At 39.0% G+C, this 19,515-nt stretch carries 16 protein-coding genes; 15 read left to right on the forward strand and 1 reads right to left on the reverse strand.

The features are described from left to right. Positions 1-33: 33 nt before the first annotated feature. From ACWPOD_RS12420 to wecA, 9 genes are all read left to right on the forward strand, one after another. Positions 34-1,023, forward strand: a complete 990-nt coding sequence (locus ACWPOD_RS12420) for a KpsF/GutQ family sugar-phosphate isomerase (RefSeq protein ID WP_167426997.1) — start codon at positions 34-36, stop codon at positions 1,021-1,023. Further along, positions 1,023-1,805, forward strand: a complete 783-nt coding sequence (locus ACWPOD_RS12425; RefSeq protein ID WP_167426996.1) for an ABC transporter permease — start codon at positions 1,023-1,025, stop codon at positions 1,803-1,805. The genes ACWPOD_RS12420 and ACWPOD_RS12425 overlap by 1 nt, the downstream gene beginning before the upstream one ends. Next, positions 1,802-2,455 carry an ABC transporter ATP-binding protein gene (locus ACWPOD_RS12430; protein WP_167426995.1) on the forward strand — a complete coding sequence of 218 codons (654 nt, stop codon included), beginning with the start codon at positions 1,802-1,804 and terminating at the stop codon, positions 2,453-2,455. Before ACWPOD_RS12425 ends, ACWPOD_RS12430 begins: the two co-directional genes overlap by 4 nt. Continuing rightward, the gene (locus ACWPOD_RS12435; RefSeq protein ID WP_167426994.1) at positions 2,452-3,597 is read left to right on the forward strand and encodes a capsule biosynthesis protein; all 1,146 of its coding nucleotides are present in this window, start codon (positions 2,452-2,454) and stop codon (positions 3,595-3,597) included. Before ACWPOD_RS12430 ends, ACWPOD_RS12435 begins: the two co-directional genes overlap by 4 nt. A 33-nt stretch (positions 3,598-3,630) precedes the next feature. Then, positions 3,631-5,829 (forward strand): capsular polysaccharide export protein, LipB/KpsS family, encoded by a 2,199-nt coding sequence (locus tag ACWPOD_RS12440; RefSeq protein WP_167426993.1) that lies wholly within the window; start codon positions 3,631-3,633, stop codon positions 5,827-5,829. Positions 5,830-5,881: 52 nt separating this feature from the next. Continuing rightward, positions 5,882-7,855, forward strand: a complete 1,974-nt coding sequence (locus ACWPOD_RS12445; protein WP_167426992.1) for a capsular polysaccharide biosynthesis protein — start codon at positions 5,882-5,884, stop codon at positions 7,853-7,855. A 48-nt stretch (positions 7,856-7,903) separates the two neighbouring features. Next, on the forward strand, positions 7,904-8,662 hold the full coding sequence (kdsB, locus tag ACWPOD_RS12450) for a 3-deoxy-manno-octulosonate cytidylyltransferase (RefSeq protein ID WP_167426991.1): 759 nt from the start codon (positions 7,904-7,906) through the stop codon (positions 8,660-8,662). A 32-nt stretch (positions 8,663-8,694) separates the two neighbouring features. After that, positions 8,695-9,546, forward strand: coding sequence for a 3-deoxy-8-phosphooctulonate synthase (kdsA, locus tag ACWPOD_RS12455; protein ID WP_006742492.1), 852 nt, complete (start codon positions 8,695-8,697; stop codon positions 9,544-9,546). A 286-nt stretch (positions 9,547-9,832) separates the two neighbouring features. Next, a complete protein-coding gene (wecA, locus tag ACWPOD_RS12460; protein WP_239945660.1) occupies positions 9,833-10,924 on the forward strand; it encodes a UDP-N-acetylglucosamine--undecaprenyl-phosphate N-acetylglucosaminephosphotransferase in 1,092 nt (363 codons plus the stop codon). 3 nt (positions 10,925-10,927) lie between these two features. Here wecA and ACWPOD_RS12465 read toward each other — a convergent pair whose 3' ends face one another. Further along, positions 10,928-12,253 (reverse strand): MBL fold metallo-hydrolase RNA specificity domain-containing protein, encoded by a 1,326-nt coding sequence (locus tag ACWPOD_RS12465; RefSeq protein ID WP_456231921.1) that lies wholly within the window; start codon positions 12,251-12,253, stop codon positions 10,928-10,930. A gap of 871 nt (positions 12,254-13,124) precedes the next feature. Here ACWPOD_RS12465 and tviB point away from each other — a divergent pair. The 6 genes from tviB (at position 13,125) to ACWPOD_RS12495 (ending at position 19,504) form a co-directional block, all read left to right on the forward strand. Next, on the forward strand, positions 13,125-14,405 hold the full coding sequence (gene tviB, locus ACWPOD_RS12470) for a Vi polysaccharide biosynthesis UDP-N-acetylglucosamine C-6 dehydrogenase TviB (RefSeq protein ID WP_456231922.1): 1,281 nt from the start codon (positions 13,125-13,127) through the stop codon (positions 14,403-14,405). A 166-nt stretch (positions 14,406-14,571) separates the two neighbouring features. After that, entirely contained in the window at positions 14,572-14,691 is a 120-nt protein-coding gene (locus ACWPOD_RS12475; protein WP_241772639.1) for a four helix bundle protein, read from the forward strand. Positions 14,692-14,721: 30 nt separating this feature from the next. Further along, positions 14,722-15,753, forward strand: coding sequence for an NAD-dependent epimerase/dehydratase family protein (locus ACWPOD_RS12480; protein ID WP_456231923.1), 1,032 nt, complete (start codon positions 14,722-14,724; stop codon positions 15,751-15,753). Between the two features lie 40 nt (positions 15,754-15,793). Beyond that, positions 15,794-17,227: an oligosaccharide flippase family protein gene (locus ACWPOD_RS12485; RefSeq protein ID WP_053815911.1), complete on the forward strand. Its 1,434-nt coding sequence runs from the start codon at positions 15,794-15,796 to the stop codon at positions 17,225-17,227. Next, positions 17,224-18,333: a glycosyltransferase gene (locus ACWPOD_RS12490; protein ID WP_456231924.1), complete on the forward strand. Its 1,110-nt coding sequence runs from the start codon at positions 17,224-17,226 to the stop codon at positions 18,331-18,333. Before ACWPOD_RS12485 ends, ACWPOD_RS12490 begins: the two co-directional genes overlap by 4 nt. Positions 18,334-18,367: 34 nt before the next feature. Beyond that, the gene (locus ACWPOD_RS12495) at positions 18,368-19,504 is read left to right on the forward strand and encodes a glycosyltransferase (RefSeq protein WP_053815913.1); all 1,137 of its coding nucleotides are present in this window, start codon (positions 18,368-18,370) and stop codon (positions 19,502-19,504) included. The last annotated feature ends 11 nt before the right edge of the window (positions 19,505-19,515 follow it).

Genomic DNA, 19,515 nt, shown 5'->3' on the forward strand with positions numbered 1-19,515 from the left:
GTATAGACACTGTTGGTTAAAGAGAAGAATTGCATGAAAACACTAGATATTAACGACTACTATTCGATTTCGGCTGAACAAAAGCCAGCACTGGAGTCGATTGTTGATACGTTTAAGCACCAGGCGAACGCATTGAATGAGATGGCTGATAGTATTGATTTAGAGCAATATCAAAAGGCCATCTCTTATATTATCAACTGTCAAGGCCATGTCATTGTATGCGGAATGGGGAAATCTGGTCACGTTGGAAAGAAGATTTCTGCCACTTTAGCGTCAACTGGTACGCCAAGTTTCTTTTTGCACCCAAGTGAAGCATTTCACGGCGATTTAGGGATGATTACGAAAGACGATGTAATTGTCCTAATTTCGAACAGTGGTGAAACAGATGAAGTATTGCAATTGATTCCTTCGTTGAAGTCATTTGGCAATAAGATCATCTCTATTACCGGAAGACTTGATTCTACGATGAGCTGCAACTCAGATGTCACATTGCTACTAGCGCAGATCCAAGAATCTTGCCCTAACAATTTGGCACCAACCACTTCAACAACTCTTACTATTGCCTTAGGTGATGCGTTGGCCGTTGCGTTGATGAAAATGCGCCAGTTTATGCCAAATGACTTTGCTCGCTTTCACCCTGGTGGTTCTTTGGGACGACGTTTGTTGACTCGTGTGCGTGACGAAATGAGTGCCGAGAATTTACCATTAGTAGACGTTAGTGATTTGATGACCTCTGTCATTATTAAAATGAACGAGAGCCGTAAAGGTGTGGCTATTGTTACCGAAAATGACCACCTGAAAGGTATCATCACTGATGGAGACTTACGTCGTGCGTTGGCAAAAGAAGCTGAATTTAATAGTTTAAAAGCTGGCGATATAATGACTATTGAGCCTAAAACTTGCTATGACACGGAAATGTTGGCCGATGCAGAAGATAAGATGCGCCAGTATTCGATTTCATCTTTAGTTGTTTTGGACGATGAGAGCAAGGTTGTCGGACTAATCCAAATCTTTAATATGTAATGAAAGACCTAAGACAGGCTTTAAGAGTACAAGGGCGGGTCTTATACGCCCTTATTTTACGTGAAGCCCTGGGAAAATACGGCAAGAGCAAGATTGGCTATTTGTGGGCCTTGTTTGAACCGTTAACCCAAGTGCTAATATTAGTCGCAATTTTTTCTGCATTAGGGCGTAAATCTCCGGTCGGCGGTGATTTGGCGGTCTTTTTTACTACGGGAATTGTTCCTTGGTTAATCTATAGTAATATCGCAAATAGGTTATCGGGGGCTTTAGGTGCTAACCAAGCGTTGTTGGCGTATCCACACGTGACACCTTTTGATGTACTTATGGGTCGAGCGTTGCTGGAATCTATCACAATGATAGTGGTATTTGCATTGATCATTGTATCTCTTCAGCTAGTTGGTAAAGCATTAGCGATTTATGATTTGTTCAATGTCTTAATGGGACTGATCGTTCTGGTTGTATTTTCAGTTGGATTAGGTATGGCTAACTCAGCGATTAGGATCTATTTTGACAGCTGGGATAAGCTATTTAGTGCAGTTAATCGTCCGCTCTACTTTATCTCAGGTATTTTTTTTACTGCGGCCAGTTTGCCCCCTCAGGCGAGAGAGTACCTTCAGTGGAACCCGCTTTTTCAGTATGTTGAATGGGTGAGAAGTGGCTTTTTCTCTACATATCAAAATGTTTATATTAATCATCAATACGCCATTGCCTGCGCGGTTATAATGTTATTGATAGGATTAGCTTTAACTCAATATACAAAAGAGCAAGCACGTAATTTATGATTGATCTTATCAATGTATCGAAAGTATATAAAACCCCAAAAGGTAAAAAACAAGTTTTGAAACCCTGTTCTGTGAGTTTTCCCAGAGGCAGAAATATCGGGCTTTTGGGAGTTAACGGTGCTGGGAAATCAACGTTGCTGCGGATGATTGCTGGTTCGGAAGCACCTACTACTGGGGTCATAAAGAGAAAAGTTAAAATGTCCTGGCCATTGGGATTTTCGGGCGGCTTTAACGGTTCATTAACCGGAGCAGAAAATTTACGTTTTGTTAGTCGAATTTACGGCGCAAATATAAAAGAAGTGACAGCATTTGTCCGAGAGTTTTCTGAACTGGGAGATTATCTTGATATGCCCATCAGGAGTTACAGTTCCGGTATGAAAGCGAGATTAGCTTTTGGATTGTCGATGGCTATAGACTTTGATTGTTATCTGGTAGATGAAATCACCGGGGTAGGTGATAGAAGGTTTCAGGAAAAATGTCGCATGGCATTTAAAGACCGAAGTGAAAAATCTAGCTTAATCATGGTGTCTCATAGTATGCCTACATTAAAAGAACATTGTGATATGGGATTAGTATTGTCGGATGGGGTATTAACCTTTTTCGAGGATATCAATGAAGCAATCGATAAATATCTGACATTATCAAAATGAAATTACAGAAAAAGCATAAAACATTTATTAATAAGTTTTGGAAAAATAGGAACAATAAACAGAGAAGTTTTATTGTTGTAGTGTTGGTCCCGACGATAATTGCTCTGATTTACTATAGTTTTATAGCATCAGGAAAGTTTGTTGTAGAAACGCGATTTTCTGTAAAAGGTAATGAGATGCAACAGCTCGATCTATTGAGCGGCATTGCTGGAATACCTTCTCAGGGCGGTAGTGCAACAGATTCTTATATTGTACAAGACTATATACACTCTTTAGATATGGTCAGAGAAGTAAGCAAAGAGCTGGCTTTGAAAGACATTTTCAATCACCCTGATGCCGACTGGATATCTGCGTTAGGTCGCAAGACAACACAAATGGAGCTGATAACTTACTGGAATAAGTTTGTCACGGCTTCATATGATCCGACAACGACAATTATCACGCTTAAGGTAAGAGCATTTTCTCCGGAAGATGCGAATAAACTAGCGAAGGCCATTCTTCATCAGAGTGAAATCCTGGTAAATAACCTATCTGAACAAGCGAGAAAAGATGATCTCGCTTTTGCAGAAGCTGAGGTTCAAAGGGCAGAAGAAAGGGTAACCAATGCGCGTGTTCTTATGAATGATTTTCGTACTCAAGCACAGGATTTGGACCCTACACAGACAGCAACTGCAAAAATGATGTTGATCGGTGAGTTGGAAGCGCAGCTTGCAAAAGCCCAAGCCGAATTAAATGCTTTAACCAGTTATATGGATGTCAAAGCTCCTTCTGTTATCAATTTAAAGCGTAAAGTAAAAGCACTCACTCAACAAATACAGAGTGAAAGAAATTCGATAGCAGGGGATACCGATACTCAGTCTGCGCTAAGTGGTGTATTTGCTGATTATGAACCTTTAGTGGTTGAACGAAAATTTGCCGAAAAAGCCTATACCTCTGCTTTGGCATCATTGGAAGCGGCGCGTATTGAAGCTTCGAGAAAACACCGTTACCTCGCGACTTTCGTTGAGCCAACCCTTCCGGATGAGGCATCGGAGCCGCATCGAGTCCGTTCAATCATCACAGTATTCTTAGCTAGCTTAGTCAGCTGGGCGATCGGTTTACTTGGATTAGGAATTATTCGAGAGCACATCGGTTGGGTTTAGTTGGAAAGATTAAAATTTATTAGTAGGTAAAAAATGTCCTTAACTTATATTACACCTTACAATTGCAGTGATAAAAATTCATACCTTTATGAGAGAGCAAAATTCTTCTTGCAAGAATCTTATGTTTCTGATTTCTCAAAAAGAATATTTGTAGACTTTTCCTCTTCAAAAGATATTTCTGATGAACTTGAGCCGATTGCGAAAGCTCGGGGTATTCGTTATATTCGGTTGAATCGACATGGAGAATTATATTCTAGTGGTGTATGTCGAAATGTAGGCGCAATAGAAGCAGATACGCAGTTTATATCTTTCCAAGATGTTGATTTGTTTGCTAATGACTCAGTTTACAAAGCTATTGAAAGTAGGTTAGGGAAATATAAGTACTTTAATGAGCTTGAGCTCATTCCATGTTTATATTTAACAGAGAATTTCTCTAGAGAATATCTAGACATGACTGATTACGATCAGAATTTTACGATTCATCAAGCCTATTTGGAAAATGATAAAGAAATCATACATATGTATGCGCCTGCCTCATCATGTAAACTCTTAGACCGTAAATTTTATTTAATGAGTGGAGGGATGCATAAAGAGTTTTATGGTCATGGTTTTGAGGACTTTGAACTACACTATCGATTGTGTGATATGAGTAAAAAATATTACAAAACACATGAGCCTCGTTCTCATAACTACATGTATGACTCTCTAGATTATAAAGGCTATAGAACTTTTTTTAGTATGTTTGGTAGACCACTAATGGACGAAGGGCTTTATTTTGTTCATCTTTGGCATGATAATCATGTAGGAACAAATTACCAAAAGAGAAACAGGATCAATCGTGGTATTTTTGAGCGTTTGATGAATGAATACGATAGTGGTAAATCACGAATTACACCATTGCCAAACATTCACGCTAAAGAAAATATTCTGATACTAGCTTCAAAAAAATCTATTAATGCAACTTCTCTTAAACAACTATTTGTTGAAATTGGTAATTGTGAGTTTGTTGATGAAAAAATAATTGCAAATAGTGATAGTTTAAAAGAGTTAGTAGAAGATAAACAGTATGATAGAGTGTTTTTCTTTAACCCTTATGGGAATGAACACCGATTGTCTTTGTACAGGGGCTGTAAAGAGTATGGTATTCCATACTATGTCTTTGATCGAGGTGCATTGAATAATTCTTGGTTTATAGATCCAAATGGCTTTAATGGAGATAGCGATTCTTATTCGAGAAAGCGTTGGGACCATGAGTTAACAGAAGAGCAATCTATAGAAGTTGAGGAATATATATATAACACTTTCCTTGATGATGAGACTTTAGAAAAAAATGGAGAAAGGATAGGGAGCGAGTTCTTTAGAGAGAAATATGGCGTAGACAACAAGAAAATACTATTTGTCCCATTCCAAAGACCAAATGATAGTGTGATTAATTATTTCTCTGGTAATGTGGAAAGTGTAGAGGAATTTTCATATCAACTAAGAGTTATTGCAAGTAAGCTTTCTAAGGATTGGGTGGTGGTTGCCAAAAAACACCCATTGGAGAGTTCATTGCAGTTGCCTGAAAATATAATTGAACTTCCTGCAGATACCCATATCTATGATTGTATTCAAGGTAGTGATTCTGTTTTACTAATTAACTCTGGAGTTGGATTGCTTAGCGCGATGGCGAAAACGCCAGTATATCATTTCGGGAAAACATACTACTCACATGAAGGAATTGCATGCGAGGTATTGGATGCTGATGATGCCGTGAGTAAGATTCGATCTGGTTATGAAACAGATTTCGAAAAAGTTAAAAGGTTCATTAGTCACCTCATTAATAATGTATATTCATTTGCAAATACAGACTACCAAGTAGTAAAAGAACCCGATGGTAGCTCTAGAAATATAGCGATGCTTTCAAGATTTTACAAAGTTAATATCATTGATGAGTTGCGGTTTGAGCGTGAATGGAGAGAGACACCATACTCCACAAATACAAGGTTTTATGATTACTACCGGGCATACTTTAAGTTGAGAGCTCAGGGTAATAATAAGAGTGTTAGTCCTACTAAAGCAAAGGTAGAACAAAAGCCTGTAAAGATTGAAAGTCCGAAGAAGGCAAATAACGCAAGTAAAATTATTCCAAGCCAAAACCCGAAGAAGTATGGTGCCAAACACAAGATGAAAAAATTGCTGAAAGACCCTATCGGTGTTGTGAAGAGAAAGCTATTTAAAGTAGCTAGCTAGTTGCTTGTTATACTTCGTTTTCTATTCTCTCTTAGAATAAAGTGTTTGAACTATGAATAATACCTTGGTGCTATCGAAGGGTATAAAAAAGTTACGAAACTTGGGTCGCTTTTTGAATGATGATGTAGTTATATGCTCTACTTGCCATCGGGGACAATATGACTCGGTTATCGGCTGGGGCTTTAAAGCCACTGCAAAGCGAGCCAGAGATTATGCTGAAAAGCATGATCTCCCTTACGTTGCATTGGAAGATGGCTTTCTGCGTTCTATTGGCTTAGGGGTGGCGGGCGCGCAGCCTCTGAGCCTGGTCGTAGATGATGTCGGTATCTATTATGATGCAAGGCAGCCGTCGAAGCTTGAAATTCTGATCAAAGAAAGCGAAGGCTTAGGTGCCGATCAGCTTGTGCGCAGTCGCTTATGTATTAACGCGATTCGCCAGTACCGACTCTCGAAATACAATCAAAACCAGCGGGATGAAACCTTAATAGAAGAAAAACCAAGGGTATTGGTGATTGATCAGACCCTAGGTGATGCTTCTGTTGAGGGCGCGCAAGCCTCGCAAGAAACATTTGTTGACATGCTTAAACAGGCAGTTGAGGAAAATCCAGACGAAACAGTTTGGGTGAAAGTTCACCCTGATGTTGTGCATGGAAAGAAGAAAGGTTTTCTTTACCCTCTGCCATTTGAGCACCCGAATATTCGGGTGCACACGGAAAAAGTAAACCCTTGGGACTTTTTAGACAGCGTTAAAAGTGTCTATACCGTTTCCAGCTTGATGGGATTCGAAGCGCTCTTAGCCGGGGCGAGTGTTCATTGTTTTGGTGTGCCGTTTTACGCCGGGTGGGGGTTGACTAACGATAGACAACAATGCCCTCGCAGAAACGTTGATCGTTCACTGGAGCAGTTATTTTATGCAGCATATATACAATATGCACGCTATGTAGATCCTATTCTTGGGGAACGGTGTGATATTGAGCGTATTATCAGTTATATGGCGGATACACTCAAAGTTATGGCAAAACCTTCCAGAACAGTTTCTATATCAAAATTGTCGTGGTGGAAACAACGATGGATTGGTGACTACCTGAAAGCCTGGCGGTTTGAGAAGGTGAGTTCCGAAGCGGAAGAAATGCTGCGCTGGGGTCGTGGGTCGTTGGATGAAAACAACTATTGTATTGAAGATGGCTTTATCCGATCTGTAGGGTTAGGGGTGCATTTTAATCGTCCGGTATCTCTTGTGTGCGATTCGCGTGGTATTTACTTTGATGTCCGAGAGCCCAGCGACTTAGAGTACATGTTGGAAAATCAGCAGTATAGCGATTGGGACTGCGTACGTGCGCGTGCGCTGATAACTCAACTGCTGGCGACTAATCTGACTAAATACAATGTTGGTAGCGATTGCGACGTCTCTTTGCCTCAAAATCGAAAAATCATTTTGGTTCCGGGCCAGGTAGAGTCTGATGCGTCAATCAAGTATGGCTCACCGGAGATCTATCACAACGAGACGCTTCTTAAAGCTGTAAGGACGGCGGAGCCGGATGCCTACATTATTTATAAGCCACATCCCGATGTTTTGGCTGGTCAACGAGATAACGGTAACTGGCAGGGCGATTTCACACGCGCGGCCGACCATGTCGAAACGCAGGCCTCAATGGCAAGCTTATTAGAAATGGTCGATGAGGTTCATACCATGACGTCCTTAACCGGGTTTGAAGCGCTGTTGAGAGGTAAGCGCGTCACCTGTTACGGCTTACCATTCTATGCGGGGTGGGGGCTTACCAATGATAAGCTGATTTGCGCAAGAAGAACGCGTTCTCATTCGGTCGAAAGCTTGGCTTACTTTGCCTTGATAGAATACCCGACTTATGTGGACCCTATTACGCGTAAAACGATGACAGCAGAACAGGCGGTGACTCGTGTAGCACAAATGAAAGCTGGAAAAGTGCAAGTCAAAGATACCAAGTTGCAGTTGTTACTTGCGATGAAGAAAGCTAAAAATACGCTCAAGCGATTTATCCGATCTTAGATCTGCTTCTTATCTCTAATCAACGTCACTCACAAAGATGGAACGTTAATGTCTAATATTCATATTGTTATTCCAGCTCGCTTCGGTTCAAGCCGATTGCCTGGCAAACTAATGCTGGATCTGGTGGGTAAGCCAGTGATTGCCCATGTTGTAGAGCGTGCCCTGACCCTGACAGACTCGGTCTACGTAGCGACAGATAATCAAGATATTTTTGATGTTGTCAGTCACGCTGGTGCAACCGCGGTCATGACCTCGGAGAAACACAATTCCGGCACCGATCGCTTAGCTGAGGCGGCGAACAAGCTAAACTTTGCTGATGACGACATCGTGGTAAACCTTCAAGGAGATGAGCCATTGATGCCGATCGCGCTGTTACGACAAGTCTCAGCCCTGCTTGATGCCCATAGTAACGCTGGCATTGCGACACTAATGCAGCGCATTAAGCATGTAAAAGATTTTATCAACCCTAACGTGGTAAAAGTAGCTCAAGGCGAAAGATGCAAAGCTCTTTACTTTAGTCGAGCTCCAATTCCTTACCCGCGTGATGAATTCTCTACTGAAATAGCTGAATTGCCACAAGGCGACTATTTCCGACATATCGGTTTATATGCCTATCGAGTAAAGACGTTAAAAGCGATTACTCAACTTACTGAGCATCCTCTTGAGTCTTTAGAGAAACTGGAGCAGTTACGTCCGTTAGCTCACGGCGTCGAAATCGTCATTGATGAGGCAAGTGAGGAGCCTGAGCACGGTATTGACACTCTTGAAGATTTAGAACGTGTTCGTCATGTTCTACTAGCTAAATAAATATATTCATTAAGATAAAAACGGAAACCCCAATGAACCAGAAAACCGTAAACATCGGTCATATTGAAGTTGCGAATGACAAACCATTCACTCTATTTGGTGGTATGAATGTCCTAGAATCGCGTGACTTAGCGATGCAGATTTGTGAGTACTACGTAAAAGTAACGGAAAAGCTTGGTATTCCGTATGTTTTCAAGGCGTCATTTGATAAAGCGAATCGTAGCTCTGTGCACTCTTATCGTGGTCCAGGTCTTGATGAAGGGATGAAAATTTTCCAAGAGTTGAAAGATACATTTGGTGTGAAAATTATCACTGATGTTCATACCGAAGCTCAAGCACAGCCAGTTGCTGAAGTGGTGGATGTGATTCAGCTACCTGCATTTTTAGCTCGTCAGACAGATCTTGTAGAAGCGATGGCTAAAACTGGTGCGGTGATCAACGTCAAGAAACCCCAGTTTATGAGCCCGGGCCAAGTAGGCAATATTGTAGAAAAGTTTGGTGAGTGTGGTAACGATCGTATCATACTGTGTGAACGTGGTGCTTGTCATGGTTATGATAACCTAGTTGTTGATATGCTTGGCTTTGGAGTAATGAAAAAAGCATCGCAAGGTAGCCCAATCATTTTTGATGTGACGCACTCATTGCAAATGCGAGACCCTTCTGGTGCCGCGTCAGGCGGACGCCGTGAACAAACGGTTGAGTTAGCCCTTTCTGGTATGGCAACCGGGATTGCTGGTTTGTTTATGGAAGCTCACCCTGAACCGAATAAAGCAAAATGTGACGGCCCGTCTGCGTTCCCGTTGGCAAAACTAGAGCAGTTCTTATCTCAGGTTAAGCAAGTCGATGACCTAGTTAAGAGCTTTAGTGCAATTGATATCAAATAATCACTAGTTTTGATTTTTAAACGTTGTCTAATCGTCACATAACTAAGTTTGGCTTTGTTTAAAACTAGCTATTTATAAAAGCAAGCGCATTTGAGCTTGCTTTTTTGTATAAAATCTAATTCAAGAGAATTTATTTGATATACAATTAGTAGGTGATTTTGATAAACGCAGGAACTAATGCCTGTTAGATCACAAATCGCGTGCAAGCAAATCTAGCTCAATCGGCTGATTTAGTGAAAGCCGCAAAATGTTGCTTATAACTATACTTATCACAACGGAACTTGGTTTGATCTCTCTTGTTTTACTTACTGTCAGTGTGTCTTTTATTAGCTTGTTTACTTTCAGGAAGCTTGCTCTTGCCCATGACTTCGTCGATAGACCATCATGTCGTAAAAAGCATATTGGAGATGTACCTGTAATAGGTGGTTTGTCCCTCTTTGTCACGATTACTTTAGCAAGTACGTTTGAAGGACAACTTTTGCCAAATCAGCAGGACTTTCTTGTATGTGGTCTAATACTGACTATTATCGGCACAATAGATGACAAGTTAGACATCAGTGCTTCTTTCAGGCTCTGCGTCATTACCGTCATATCCGTTTGGCTTACCCTTGGTGAAGGGATTGCGCTTACAGAGCTTGGCAATCTATTTGGATTTGGGGTGCTCAACGTAGGTAGTGCAAATGTTTTACTAACAACGATTGCAATCATTGGTTGTATTACAGCATTCAATATGGTCGATGGAATTGATGGTTTATTGGCGTCTTTAGCATCAGTCACATTTTTAGCTTTAGGGTTTATGTTTTACCAAGCCGGAGAAGTAAAGCTAACAATATTCTGTTTTATCTTTGTGCTTTCCATGTTCCCGTACATATTGTGTAACCTAGATCTGATCCCTAAGCGCTCATTTAAGGTATTTATGGGAGACTCAGGAAGCTTTCTGATTGGTTTTACCATTGTTTGGTTACTAATACACAGCTCGCAAAGCATTTCGAATGAGGTGCAAGCTATTTTAATGAAGCCTGTTACGGCCTTATGGTTAATTGCTGTTCCTTTAATGGACATGGCAATGGTCATGCTACGTCGTTTAAGGAAGAAACAGTCTCCCTTTAAGGCTGATCGTTTACATCTTCACCACATATGTATGCGGTTGGGTTTGTCATCGCGACAAACTTTAGCATTCATTACCTTCTGGGCGTTATTGTTTGCTGCGTTTGGAACTCTAGGGCAGGTGTTTCAGGTGCATGAGCACGTCATGTTGATACTCTTTTTATTGGCATTTACATGTTATGTCTTCATCATTAGTTACATTTGGCGTATTACCTGCTGGATTAGAAAGCGATTTCAAATTGGTAAGACACATGTAACGGTAAGTAGCTGACGCTTATTTAACAACGGTAGAGCCTTTTGCTGTTAGGCTGGAATGTAGGGCTCTTTTTACTTTATTTTCACCATGAATCAAATGCACTTCTTTTGGCGGCGGATTAATTCCTTCTACAAATCGAATTAGATCAGATTGATCTGCATGAGCAGAATAGCCAGACATCGTATGTATTTGAGCTTTCACTTTAATTTTCTTTCCTTCGATATCAACCTCACTCGCCCCTTCTTGAATTTCTCTGCCTAGCGTTCCCTCTGCTTGATAGCCAGCAAACAGCACATCATTACGACTATCTGGTAACAACGCATTAAGATAATTTACCACTCGACCACCTTCGCACATCCCAGAAGCAGCAACCACAATAGCTGGCTCAGACGTGCTCGCCAGACGATTCACCAATCTCATATGTTCAGCATGAGTCTCAATCGTAATACATTGTTCAAACGCTAAAGGGTGACGTTGCTGCTCCAAACGCTGCTTCGCTTCTTTACCCCAAAGCTTTTTAAAGCGCCGATAAGTTTTTGTCACCTTTCTTGCTAAAGGCGAATCAAGAATAATCGGTAGGGCTCCATGTAAAGACTCCTGGTACAAAAGCTGTTCAATATCGAATAACAGTTCTTGTGTTCTACCTACACTAAAAGCAGGAATAACAATCACACCACCATCTTCCAGTGCATGTTCGACAATAGAAAGCAGCCGAGCACTTCTACTTTTCACACTTTCATGATGCTTATCACCATAGGTCGATTCGATAAACAAATAGTCCGCTTTTTCTGGCGGCTTAGGATCAGGGAGTAAAGGCGTATCACTGGGACCGAGATCGCCGGAGAATACAATTACGTCATTATTTGAGAGTTTAAATTCCAAATAAGCAGAGCCTAAAATATGGCCCGCAGGTTGAAAGCGTAAATAAGCCAACCCCTTAAGAGGAAGCCATGTGTTGTACCGGCACGGCACCAATCGTTGCTTAATTAGATTTAAGATGTGCTGCCGTTGATGTTTGCCTAAACCCAGCTGCAGCTTTAATCCATCCTCTAGCATAAGAGGGACCAACTCAGCAGTAGCTTGTGTGCAGTAAATTTTGCCTTTAAAACCCGCAGCGAGTAACCACGGTAATCGGCCTATGTGGTCAATATGAGCATGAGTCAGCACCAGTGCTTTTACCTTGGCTAAGGAAAATTCTATCGCCATCGAACGGTCATGACGGCCTACCAATGCATCCTTACCCTGAAATAACCCGCAGTCGATCAAAATGCTCCCGTGCTCGAGTTGCAGTTCGTGACAAGAGCCTGTCACCGTATTCTTCCCACCATGATGAAGTACTTTCATAACGATCTCCTTTTCATGAGCATCAATGTAATGAATTCAAGAAAGAAGAGGGAGAGGCAACAGCCAGATAAACACAAAAGTAGGAGTCAAAATGCTAGGAGAGTGTCAAATGGTATTTTTAGTTGCACTAAATTGTGATGCATATTCCACATAGTCAACTTTTTGCATTTTGTAATAAATAAAAATGAATAAATGCGTATTATAAAACGCGCTTTAGGTAGGTAGAATTTACGATTTTCTGGTTAAAATGACACCTTATATCTTGGTTGGTTGTCATAAAAAAGCCATTTTTTTGTCAGTCTTGTACTTTTCGTTGCAACCTGTTTGCTATACAATCCTTTGCCTTGAGCACAAATGATAAAAAACCAAATGCACTGCCTTTAGGAGCCAGACCTAAGGGCGGTAGCGTGCCAAAAAGCAAAACAAAGCTCTCTAAGTGACATAAAAATGTCACCAGATAAATATAAATACAATTAAGCACATAGTTGCATTTCTGGCAAGGTCGGCTTTTATAAAAAGTGCGCCTAAACAAATAATTAACTAAATGTCCCATTACGTCAGAGGGGCAATTCAAAGCTGCGATGACAGTTTTTGAGTGATAATTGGCTAGGCATAAGGTTCCTCCCTTCTATTTACCGTCCACGTATCTAGTTCCGTAGAGTGTTCTCGTTGCACATATACTCATGTGCTCTATCAACGTGTCTACGGCATGCCTAAAACATCCATATTCGCTATTCGAATACAAATCACTCTTACAAGTATTAAGAACTTCTCAAGGGATGCCCTGTGCGTCCTTCGTCTATCTACGCCTTTGGTTACCCTAACCAGACCTAAAGGCGTTCTAAAAATCTAAACTTGCTAGGAACTAAAAATGAACTTTTCATTAGAAAACGCCAGAGTTGGCATCATTGGCTTAGGTTACGTTGGTTTACCACTTGCAGTGGAATTTGGCAAAAAATCACCAACGATTGGCTTCGATATCAACCAAGACCGTATCGATGAACTCTCTGCCGGACGCGATAGCACATTAGAATGCAGCGATAATGAATTAGCAGAAGCAAAATACCTTTCTTATACTTCCTCTCTTCAAGAACTCAAAGAGTGCAATGTTTACATTGTTACCGTTCCTACTCCAATTGACGAACACAAACAACCGGATTTAACGCCTCTTATTAAAGCTTCAGAAGCGTTGGGTACAGTAGTAAATCAGGGCGATATCATCGTTTATGAATCAACCGTATACCCAGGTGCAACAGAAGAAGATTGTATTCCCGTTGTTGAGCGTGTTTCTGGCCTTAAGTTTAACCAAGACTTTTTCGCAGGCTACTCTCCAGAGCGAATCAACCCGGGTGATAAAGAACACCGAGTCACGAACATTCTTAAAGTAACAAGTGGCTCAACGCCAGAAGTCGCAGAATTTGTCGACCAGCTATACAAAACCATCATCACTGCAGGTACACACAAAGCGTCATCAATTAAAGTGGCCGAAGCTGCCAAAGTAATCGAAAACACACAGCGTGATGTAAACATTGCATTAATCAACGAGCTATCAATCATCTTCAACAAGCTTGGTATCGATACGCTAGAAGTGTTAGAAGCGGCAGGCACCAAATGGAACTTCTTACCATTCCGTCCAGGCTTGGTAGGCGGTCACTGTATTGGTGTTGATCCGTATTACCTAACGCATAAAGCGCAAGCAGTAGGCTACCATCCTGAAATGATTTTGGCTGGCCGACGCCTAAACGATGGTATGGGGCAATACGTTGTTTCTCAGCTGGTGAAAAAAATGCTGAAAAAACGTATTCACGTAGAAGGCGCAAACGTACTTGTTATGGGCCTAACATTTAAAGAAAACTGCCCAGACCTTCGTAATACCAAAGTAGTGGATATTATCTCTGAGCTAAAAGAGTACAACATCAACGTCGATGTTATGGACCCTTGGTGTTCAAATGATGAAGCGCAGCATGAATATGGCTTAACACTTTGCGAAAAAGAAAAGCAAGGCCATTATGACGCGATCATCATGGCGGTCTCTCATAACGAATTTAAAGAAATGGGTGTCGAGAAAATTCGTATTTTGGGTAAACCAGAACACGTATTGTACGACCTGAAATACGTTCTAGATAAAGAAAGCGTAGATATGCGTCTATAAGGACCTAGAACCTAGGGCTTCAGAGCAGAACCATGAAATTCGAACAGTTAGAAGTTTGGAAGTGGTCATCACGCTTGGCGAACCTCGTTTATACATTCATGTGAGATTGCTAAGGTTATGGATTTAAAGACCAAATAACACACTCGGCTCTGTCTGTTCCTCAAATATCGCTGAAGGCTTTCAAAGAGAAACCGCGAAAGAAGAAGAACGGTTTCTTTATTACGCTAAAAGCGCTTTAGGGGAACGCCTTACACAAACTTATATCGGTATAGATGTAGGTACATAGATCTTAGACCTTCCCCACACGGAAAACACAATGACCAAATACGAACAAATCCAACAAGAACTAGTTGAATCACCAAAGACGTGGTTAGTAACGGGTGTTGCGGGCTTTATTGGCTCAAACCTACTGGAAAAACTACTCAAGCTTGATCAAACCGTAGTGGGTTTAGATAACTTCGCGACAGGCCATCAACACAACTTAGATGAAGTAAAAGGCCTAGTAAGTGAAGCTCAGTGGGATCGTTTTACCTTTATTGAAGGAGACATCCGTGAGCCGAAAACATGCCAACAAGCCGTAAAAGGTGTTGATTACGTACTACACCAAGCAGCACTCGGTTCTGTACCACGCTCTATCGCTGACCCACTAACCACAAACGCAGCGAACATTACCGGCTTCTTAAATATGTTGGATGCCGCAAAAGAAGAAGGGGTAAGCAGCTTTACTTATGCTGCAAGCAGCTCGACATACGGAGACCATCCAGCACTGCCGAAAGTGGAAGAAAACATCGGTAACCCACTTTCTCCTTATGCGGTAACTAAATACGTAAATGAGCTTTATGCCGGTGTATACGCCCGCACTTACGGTTTTAAAACGATAGGGCTTCGTTATTTCAATGTATTTGGTCGCCGACAAGATCCAAACGGCGCTTACGCTGCAGTAATTCCGAAATGGACAGCGGCAATGATCAATGGTGAAGACGTCTACATTAATGGTGATGGCGAAACAAGCCGAGATTTTTGCTACATCGACAACGTAGTACAAATGAACCTGTTAGCAGCAACAGCGGAAGAAGATGCGAAAGACGAAGTCTACAACGTAGCTGTTGGTGACAGAACTACGTTGAATGATTTGTTCTATGCCATTAAGAAAGCATTGAATAACAATGATATCAAAGTAGAAGCGGAGCCAATTTACCGAGAGTTTCGTGCTGGTGATGTTAGGCATTCTCAGGCTGATGTATCTAAATCGAAAGGGATATTACACTACCAACCTGAATATAAAATAAATAGGGGAATATCTAAAGCAATGTTATGGTATAAAAATAATATTGGTATGAATATTTAAGGTTATAATTTTTTATAAATGGTTTTAAAATGAAAATAGCATGATAAAAAACATAATAGGATATTTTTTTGCAAAAGGCTTGCCAGGGGTGATTAATTTATTCTCCCTGTCTTTATATACTAGGTTATTATCTCCTGAGAATTTTGGTTTTTACTCGGTAATAATTTCATCTGTTGGTTTACTATCGACATTTTCATTTTCTTGGTTGAATATATGTATATCAAGGTTTTATCATGAAGCAAAAGGAAAAGATATTGTAAATTTTGTTAGAGTTATTAATTCTTTATATCTTTTGATATCGCTTTTAGTTATTTCTCTGTGTTCTTTTTTGTACTTAACAGGAATATATGAAGAGTTATACTTTTTGTTTTTTTTCTGCTCTATTACTATTTTACAATCTTATAATGCTATTGTATTAGAGTTTTATCGTAGTGGATTTGAAGTTAAAAAGTATGGAGCTATATCTTTTTTGAGAAGCATCTCTACGGTGGTTTTATTTATCTCTATAGTCTTTATAGATGGTGAAGGTAAATATGCGCTACTTTTTTCAGTTGTTGGTTCTTATTTGATATGTATGATTTTTACCACAAGGAAGTTACTTTGTTATGGTATTACATCTATCAGGTTCTTACGTATAAAAAAATATATTAGTTATGGTTTTCCATTTGCAATATCAGCATTAGTAAGTTACGTCGTTTCATCATCAGATCGCTTGTTACTGATGAGGTACTCAGGTGCCGAAGATGTGGGCTTATATTCTGCAAGTTATGATTTGGGCTTCAACTCTTTGAACATGTTCTTTCTTATCATTGGTCTTGCGACATATCCAAGAATAGTCAATATATTTGAGAGCAAAGGAAAAGAACTGGCAAAAGTAGAACTAGATAAAACTTTAAATGTTATTATTGGTATTGCTTTCCCTATCGTAATTGCTTTTTATTTATCACTAAATAGTATATCAGACTTAATGTTAGGTCATGAATATATTGATGTGGCGTTGAAAGTGTTACCTATAATATGTTTATCTTCAATTTTTTATGCTTTATCTAATTACTGTTTTTATGTGGTGTTTCATATATATAAGAAAACATATATAATCACAATTATTTCATTATTTTGTGCAATATTAAACTTAGTCATTAACGTTGCGTTCATCCCAAGTTATGGCTATATTGCAGCAGCTTATTCAACATTGGTTTCTTATTTTGTTGTTCTGGTGGCCTCAATTTTTATTTCCCATCTTTATATAAAGATTGAAATTTTTTCACTTAATAATTTAATATTGATTTTCTCTTTGGTAACATCTTATTTTATTTCATCTTTCTTGTATAGTACTTTACAGTACGGCTTAGATATTGTTGTTTATTCGGCGATATTTTTTGCATGCTATTTTATTCAGGTTGTTTTATTTAATGCGTTCGATTTTCGTGTTTTTTTCTTTGAGAAATGTAAGCTTTTAATAGGTGAATCATGAATAGTAAAATTAGCCTCTGTATACCTTCTTTAAGTGGGGGGGGGGCAGAAAAAGTAATTGTCAATTTAGCTAATGGACTATCAAACTGTGGAAAAAATGTAGATCTTGTGCTGTTAAAATCTGGCGGGATATTTGAAAGTGATTTAAATGAAAATGTTAACATAATTAAGCTTAACGCCACAGATACAAAAAGATCTATTTTTTTATTGTTTAAATATATTTTAAAAAATAAACCTTCCTGTATTATTTCAGCAATGAACTATGTAAATGTGATTGTTTTAGTATCTAACATGTTAACATTGAATCGAACAAAGGTTATTGTTACTGAGCATTCGACTTTATCATCAACTTTAAAAGAGATTGCAAAAAAAAATAAATTAATAAGCTTAATTTTATCTTTATTGGTGAGGTTTACATATAGGTTCTCTAATAAAATTGTTACGGTATCAAATGGAGTCAAAGAGGACTTAATCAATAATTTTGGATTTAAAGAAAAAAATATAGTTACAATCAATAACCCTGTAGATATAAGTAATGTTCACAAAAAAAGTTTAGACGATGTAGTTCATCCTTGGTTTCAGAAAAATAATAAAACCATTTTAGCCGTTGGGCGATTAGGTATCGAAAAAGACTTCCCAACACTTATATCAGCATTTGAGTTAGTAAAAGATAAAATAGATGGTTCAAAGTTAGTTATTATTGGTGAAGGAAAAGAGCGTTCCGCTTTGGAAAAGCTAATAGCTAAGAAGAAATTAGAAAAAGATGTACTTTTGATGGGATTTACATCCAACCCTTATAAATATATGAAAGCATGCTCGGTATTTGTATTGTCTTCAAGCCGAGAAGGTTTTGGCAATGTACTTGTTGAAGCCATGGTCTCTAACGCAAGAATTATAAGTAGTGATTGTAAAAGTGGACCTAGAGAAATTCTTGATAATGGACTTTATGGCAATCTATTTGATGTCGGAGATTATAATACTCTCGCTATTTATATTACTGATTTAATGGGGTCTGAAAGGGTTGGTATTGATTATTCAAATAAGTTGGAATCATTTTCATTAGACTTTATTGTGTCTAAATACCTGAATGTAATTGAAAGTATATAACTATTTAACTTAACAAGTTGGAGTATGGATAGTAGTGAATAAAGTCGTTCATGTGATAATAGGGTTGAATGTTGGTGGTGCGGAGTTGATGTTAAAAAGGCTCGTAGAAAACTCTTGTAACAAGGATAAGCATCACATAGTAGTTTCCTTAACGCAAGAAGGTGTTATTGGGCGAGAGCTTAGAAAAAATGGAATAGAAGTCCATAGTTTGAATCTGAATAAATTTAACTTTCTTTTACTGGGCCCAATAAAGCTTATCTGGTTACTTAGAAAAATTCAGCCAAACATTGTACATACATGGATGTATCATAGTGATCTTCTAGGTGGGATTTGTGCAAAATTATTGGGCATTAATAACATAATTTGGTCAATACGGAGCACTGAAATAAATAAAGCAGGGAGTAAAATCACGGTATTTATTCGCAAGATACTTTCCATTCTATCTCACGTATTGCCCAAGAAAATAGTATGTGCTGCAAATAATTCAAAAAATATACATGTAAGTCTTGGCTATGATGCCTCAAAAATGATTGTGATCCCGAACGGATTTACCAAAGATAAATTTTATTCCTCCAGAGAAAAATGTCTAGAATTAAAAGATGAATTGAACTTGAGTAATAAAATTGTAATCACAAGTATAGGCCGATATCATCCAGTAAAAAATCACAAGCTATTTATAAATTCATGTAGTCTTTTGTCTAAGAAGTATGATCAAGAAAATTTTTCTTTCGTTATGGTAGGGAGAGGTGTAACTAAAGAAAATAGAGAGCTTAATCGTTTGATAGAAGAAACTAATAATCCAGATGATTTTATTCTTTTAGGTGAGAGACAAGATGTAACTAACATATTAAATGTTAGCACCATCTATTGTTTACATTCTATTTCTGAAGGTTTTCCTAATGTTCTTGGTGAAGCTATGTGCCTTGGTAAATTATGCGTCGCGACAGATGTTGGTGATGCTAGAAATATATTATTGAATGATGAGCTTTTAGTTTGTTTAGATCATGATGATGAGGATAACTATGTTGATGCTCTTTCTAAGGCTCTTGAAATAGTCAAATCAAAATCAAAGCTAGAAACTATTTCAATGAAGAGTATTGATAAGATGCGGCATGAATACGCGATGGATAGCATAGTTAATAAATACGAGGAATTATATAGTTCATTGTAACTATTTATGGT

The organism is Vibrio sp. JZG120, assembly GCF_053890955.1.

Bases quoted from the DNA above. Each gene is read 5' to 3' on its own strand.
- ACWPOD_RS12430 (WP_167426995.1), top strand. From the start codon at position 1,802: ATGATTGATCTTATCAATGTATCGAAAGTATATAAAACCCCAAAAGGT.
- ACWPOD_RS12480 (WP_456231923.1), top strand. From the start codon at position 14,722: ATGACCAAATACGAACAAATCCAACAAGAACTAGTTGAATCACCAAAG.
- ACWPOD_RS12440 (WP_167426993.1), top strand. From the start codon at position 3,631: ATGTCCTTAACTTATATTACACCTTACAATTGCAGTGATAAAAATTCA.
- kdsA (WP_006742492.1), top strand. From the start codon at position 8,695: ATGAACCAGAAAACCGTAAACATCGGTCATATTGAAGTTGCGAATGAC.
- ACWPOD_RS12445 (WP_167426992.1), top strand. From the start codon at position 5,882: ATGAATAATACCTTGGTGCTATCGAAGGGTATAAAAAAGTTACGAAAC.
- ACWPOD_RS12485 (WP_053815911.1), top strand. From the start codon at position 15,794: ATGATAAAAAACATAATAGGATATTTTTTTGCAAAAGGCTTGCCAGGG.
- ACWPOD_RS12435 (WP_167426994.1), top strand. From the start codon at position 2,452: ATGAAATTACAGAAAAAGCATAAAACATTTATTAATAAGTTTTGGAAA.
- ACWPOD_RS12420 (WP_167426997.1), top strand. From the start codon at position 34: ATGAAAACACTAGATATTAACGACTACTATTCGATTTCGGCTGAACAA.
- ACWPOD_RS12490 (WP_456231924.1), top strand. From the start codon at position 17,224: ATGAATAGTAAAATTAGCCTCTGTATACCTTCTTTAAGTGGGGGGGGG.
- ACWPOD_RS12465 (WP_456231921.1), bottom strand. From the start codon at position 12,253: ATGAAAGTACTTCATCATGGTGGGAAGAATACGGTGACAGGCTCTTGT.
- tviB (WP_456231922.1), top strand. From the start codon at position 13,125: ATGAACTTTTCATTAGAAAACGCCAGAGTTGGCATCATTGGCTTAGGT.
- kdsB (WP_167426991.1), top strand. From the start codon at position 7,904: ATGTCTAATATTCATATTGTTATTCCAGCTCGCTTCGGTTCAAGCCGA.
- ACWPOD_RS12425 (WP_167426996.1), top strand. From the start codon at position 1,023: ATGAAAGACCTAAGACAGGCTTTAAGAGTACAAGGGCGGGTCTTATAC.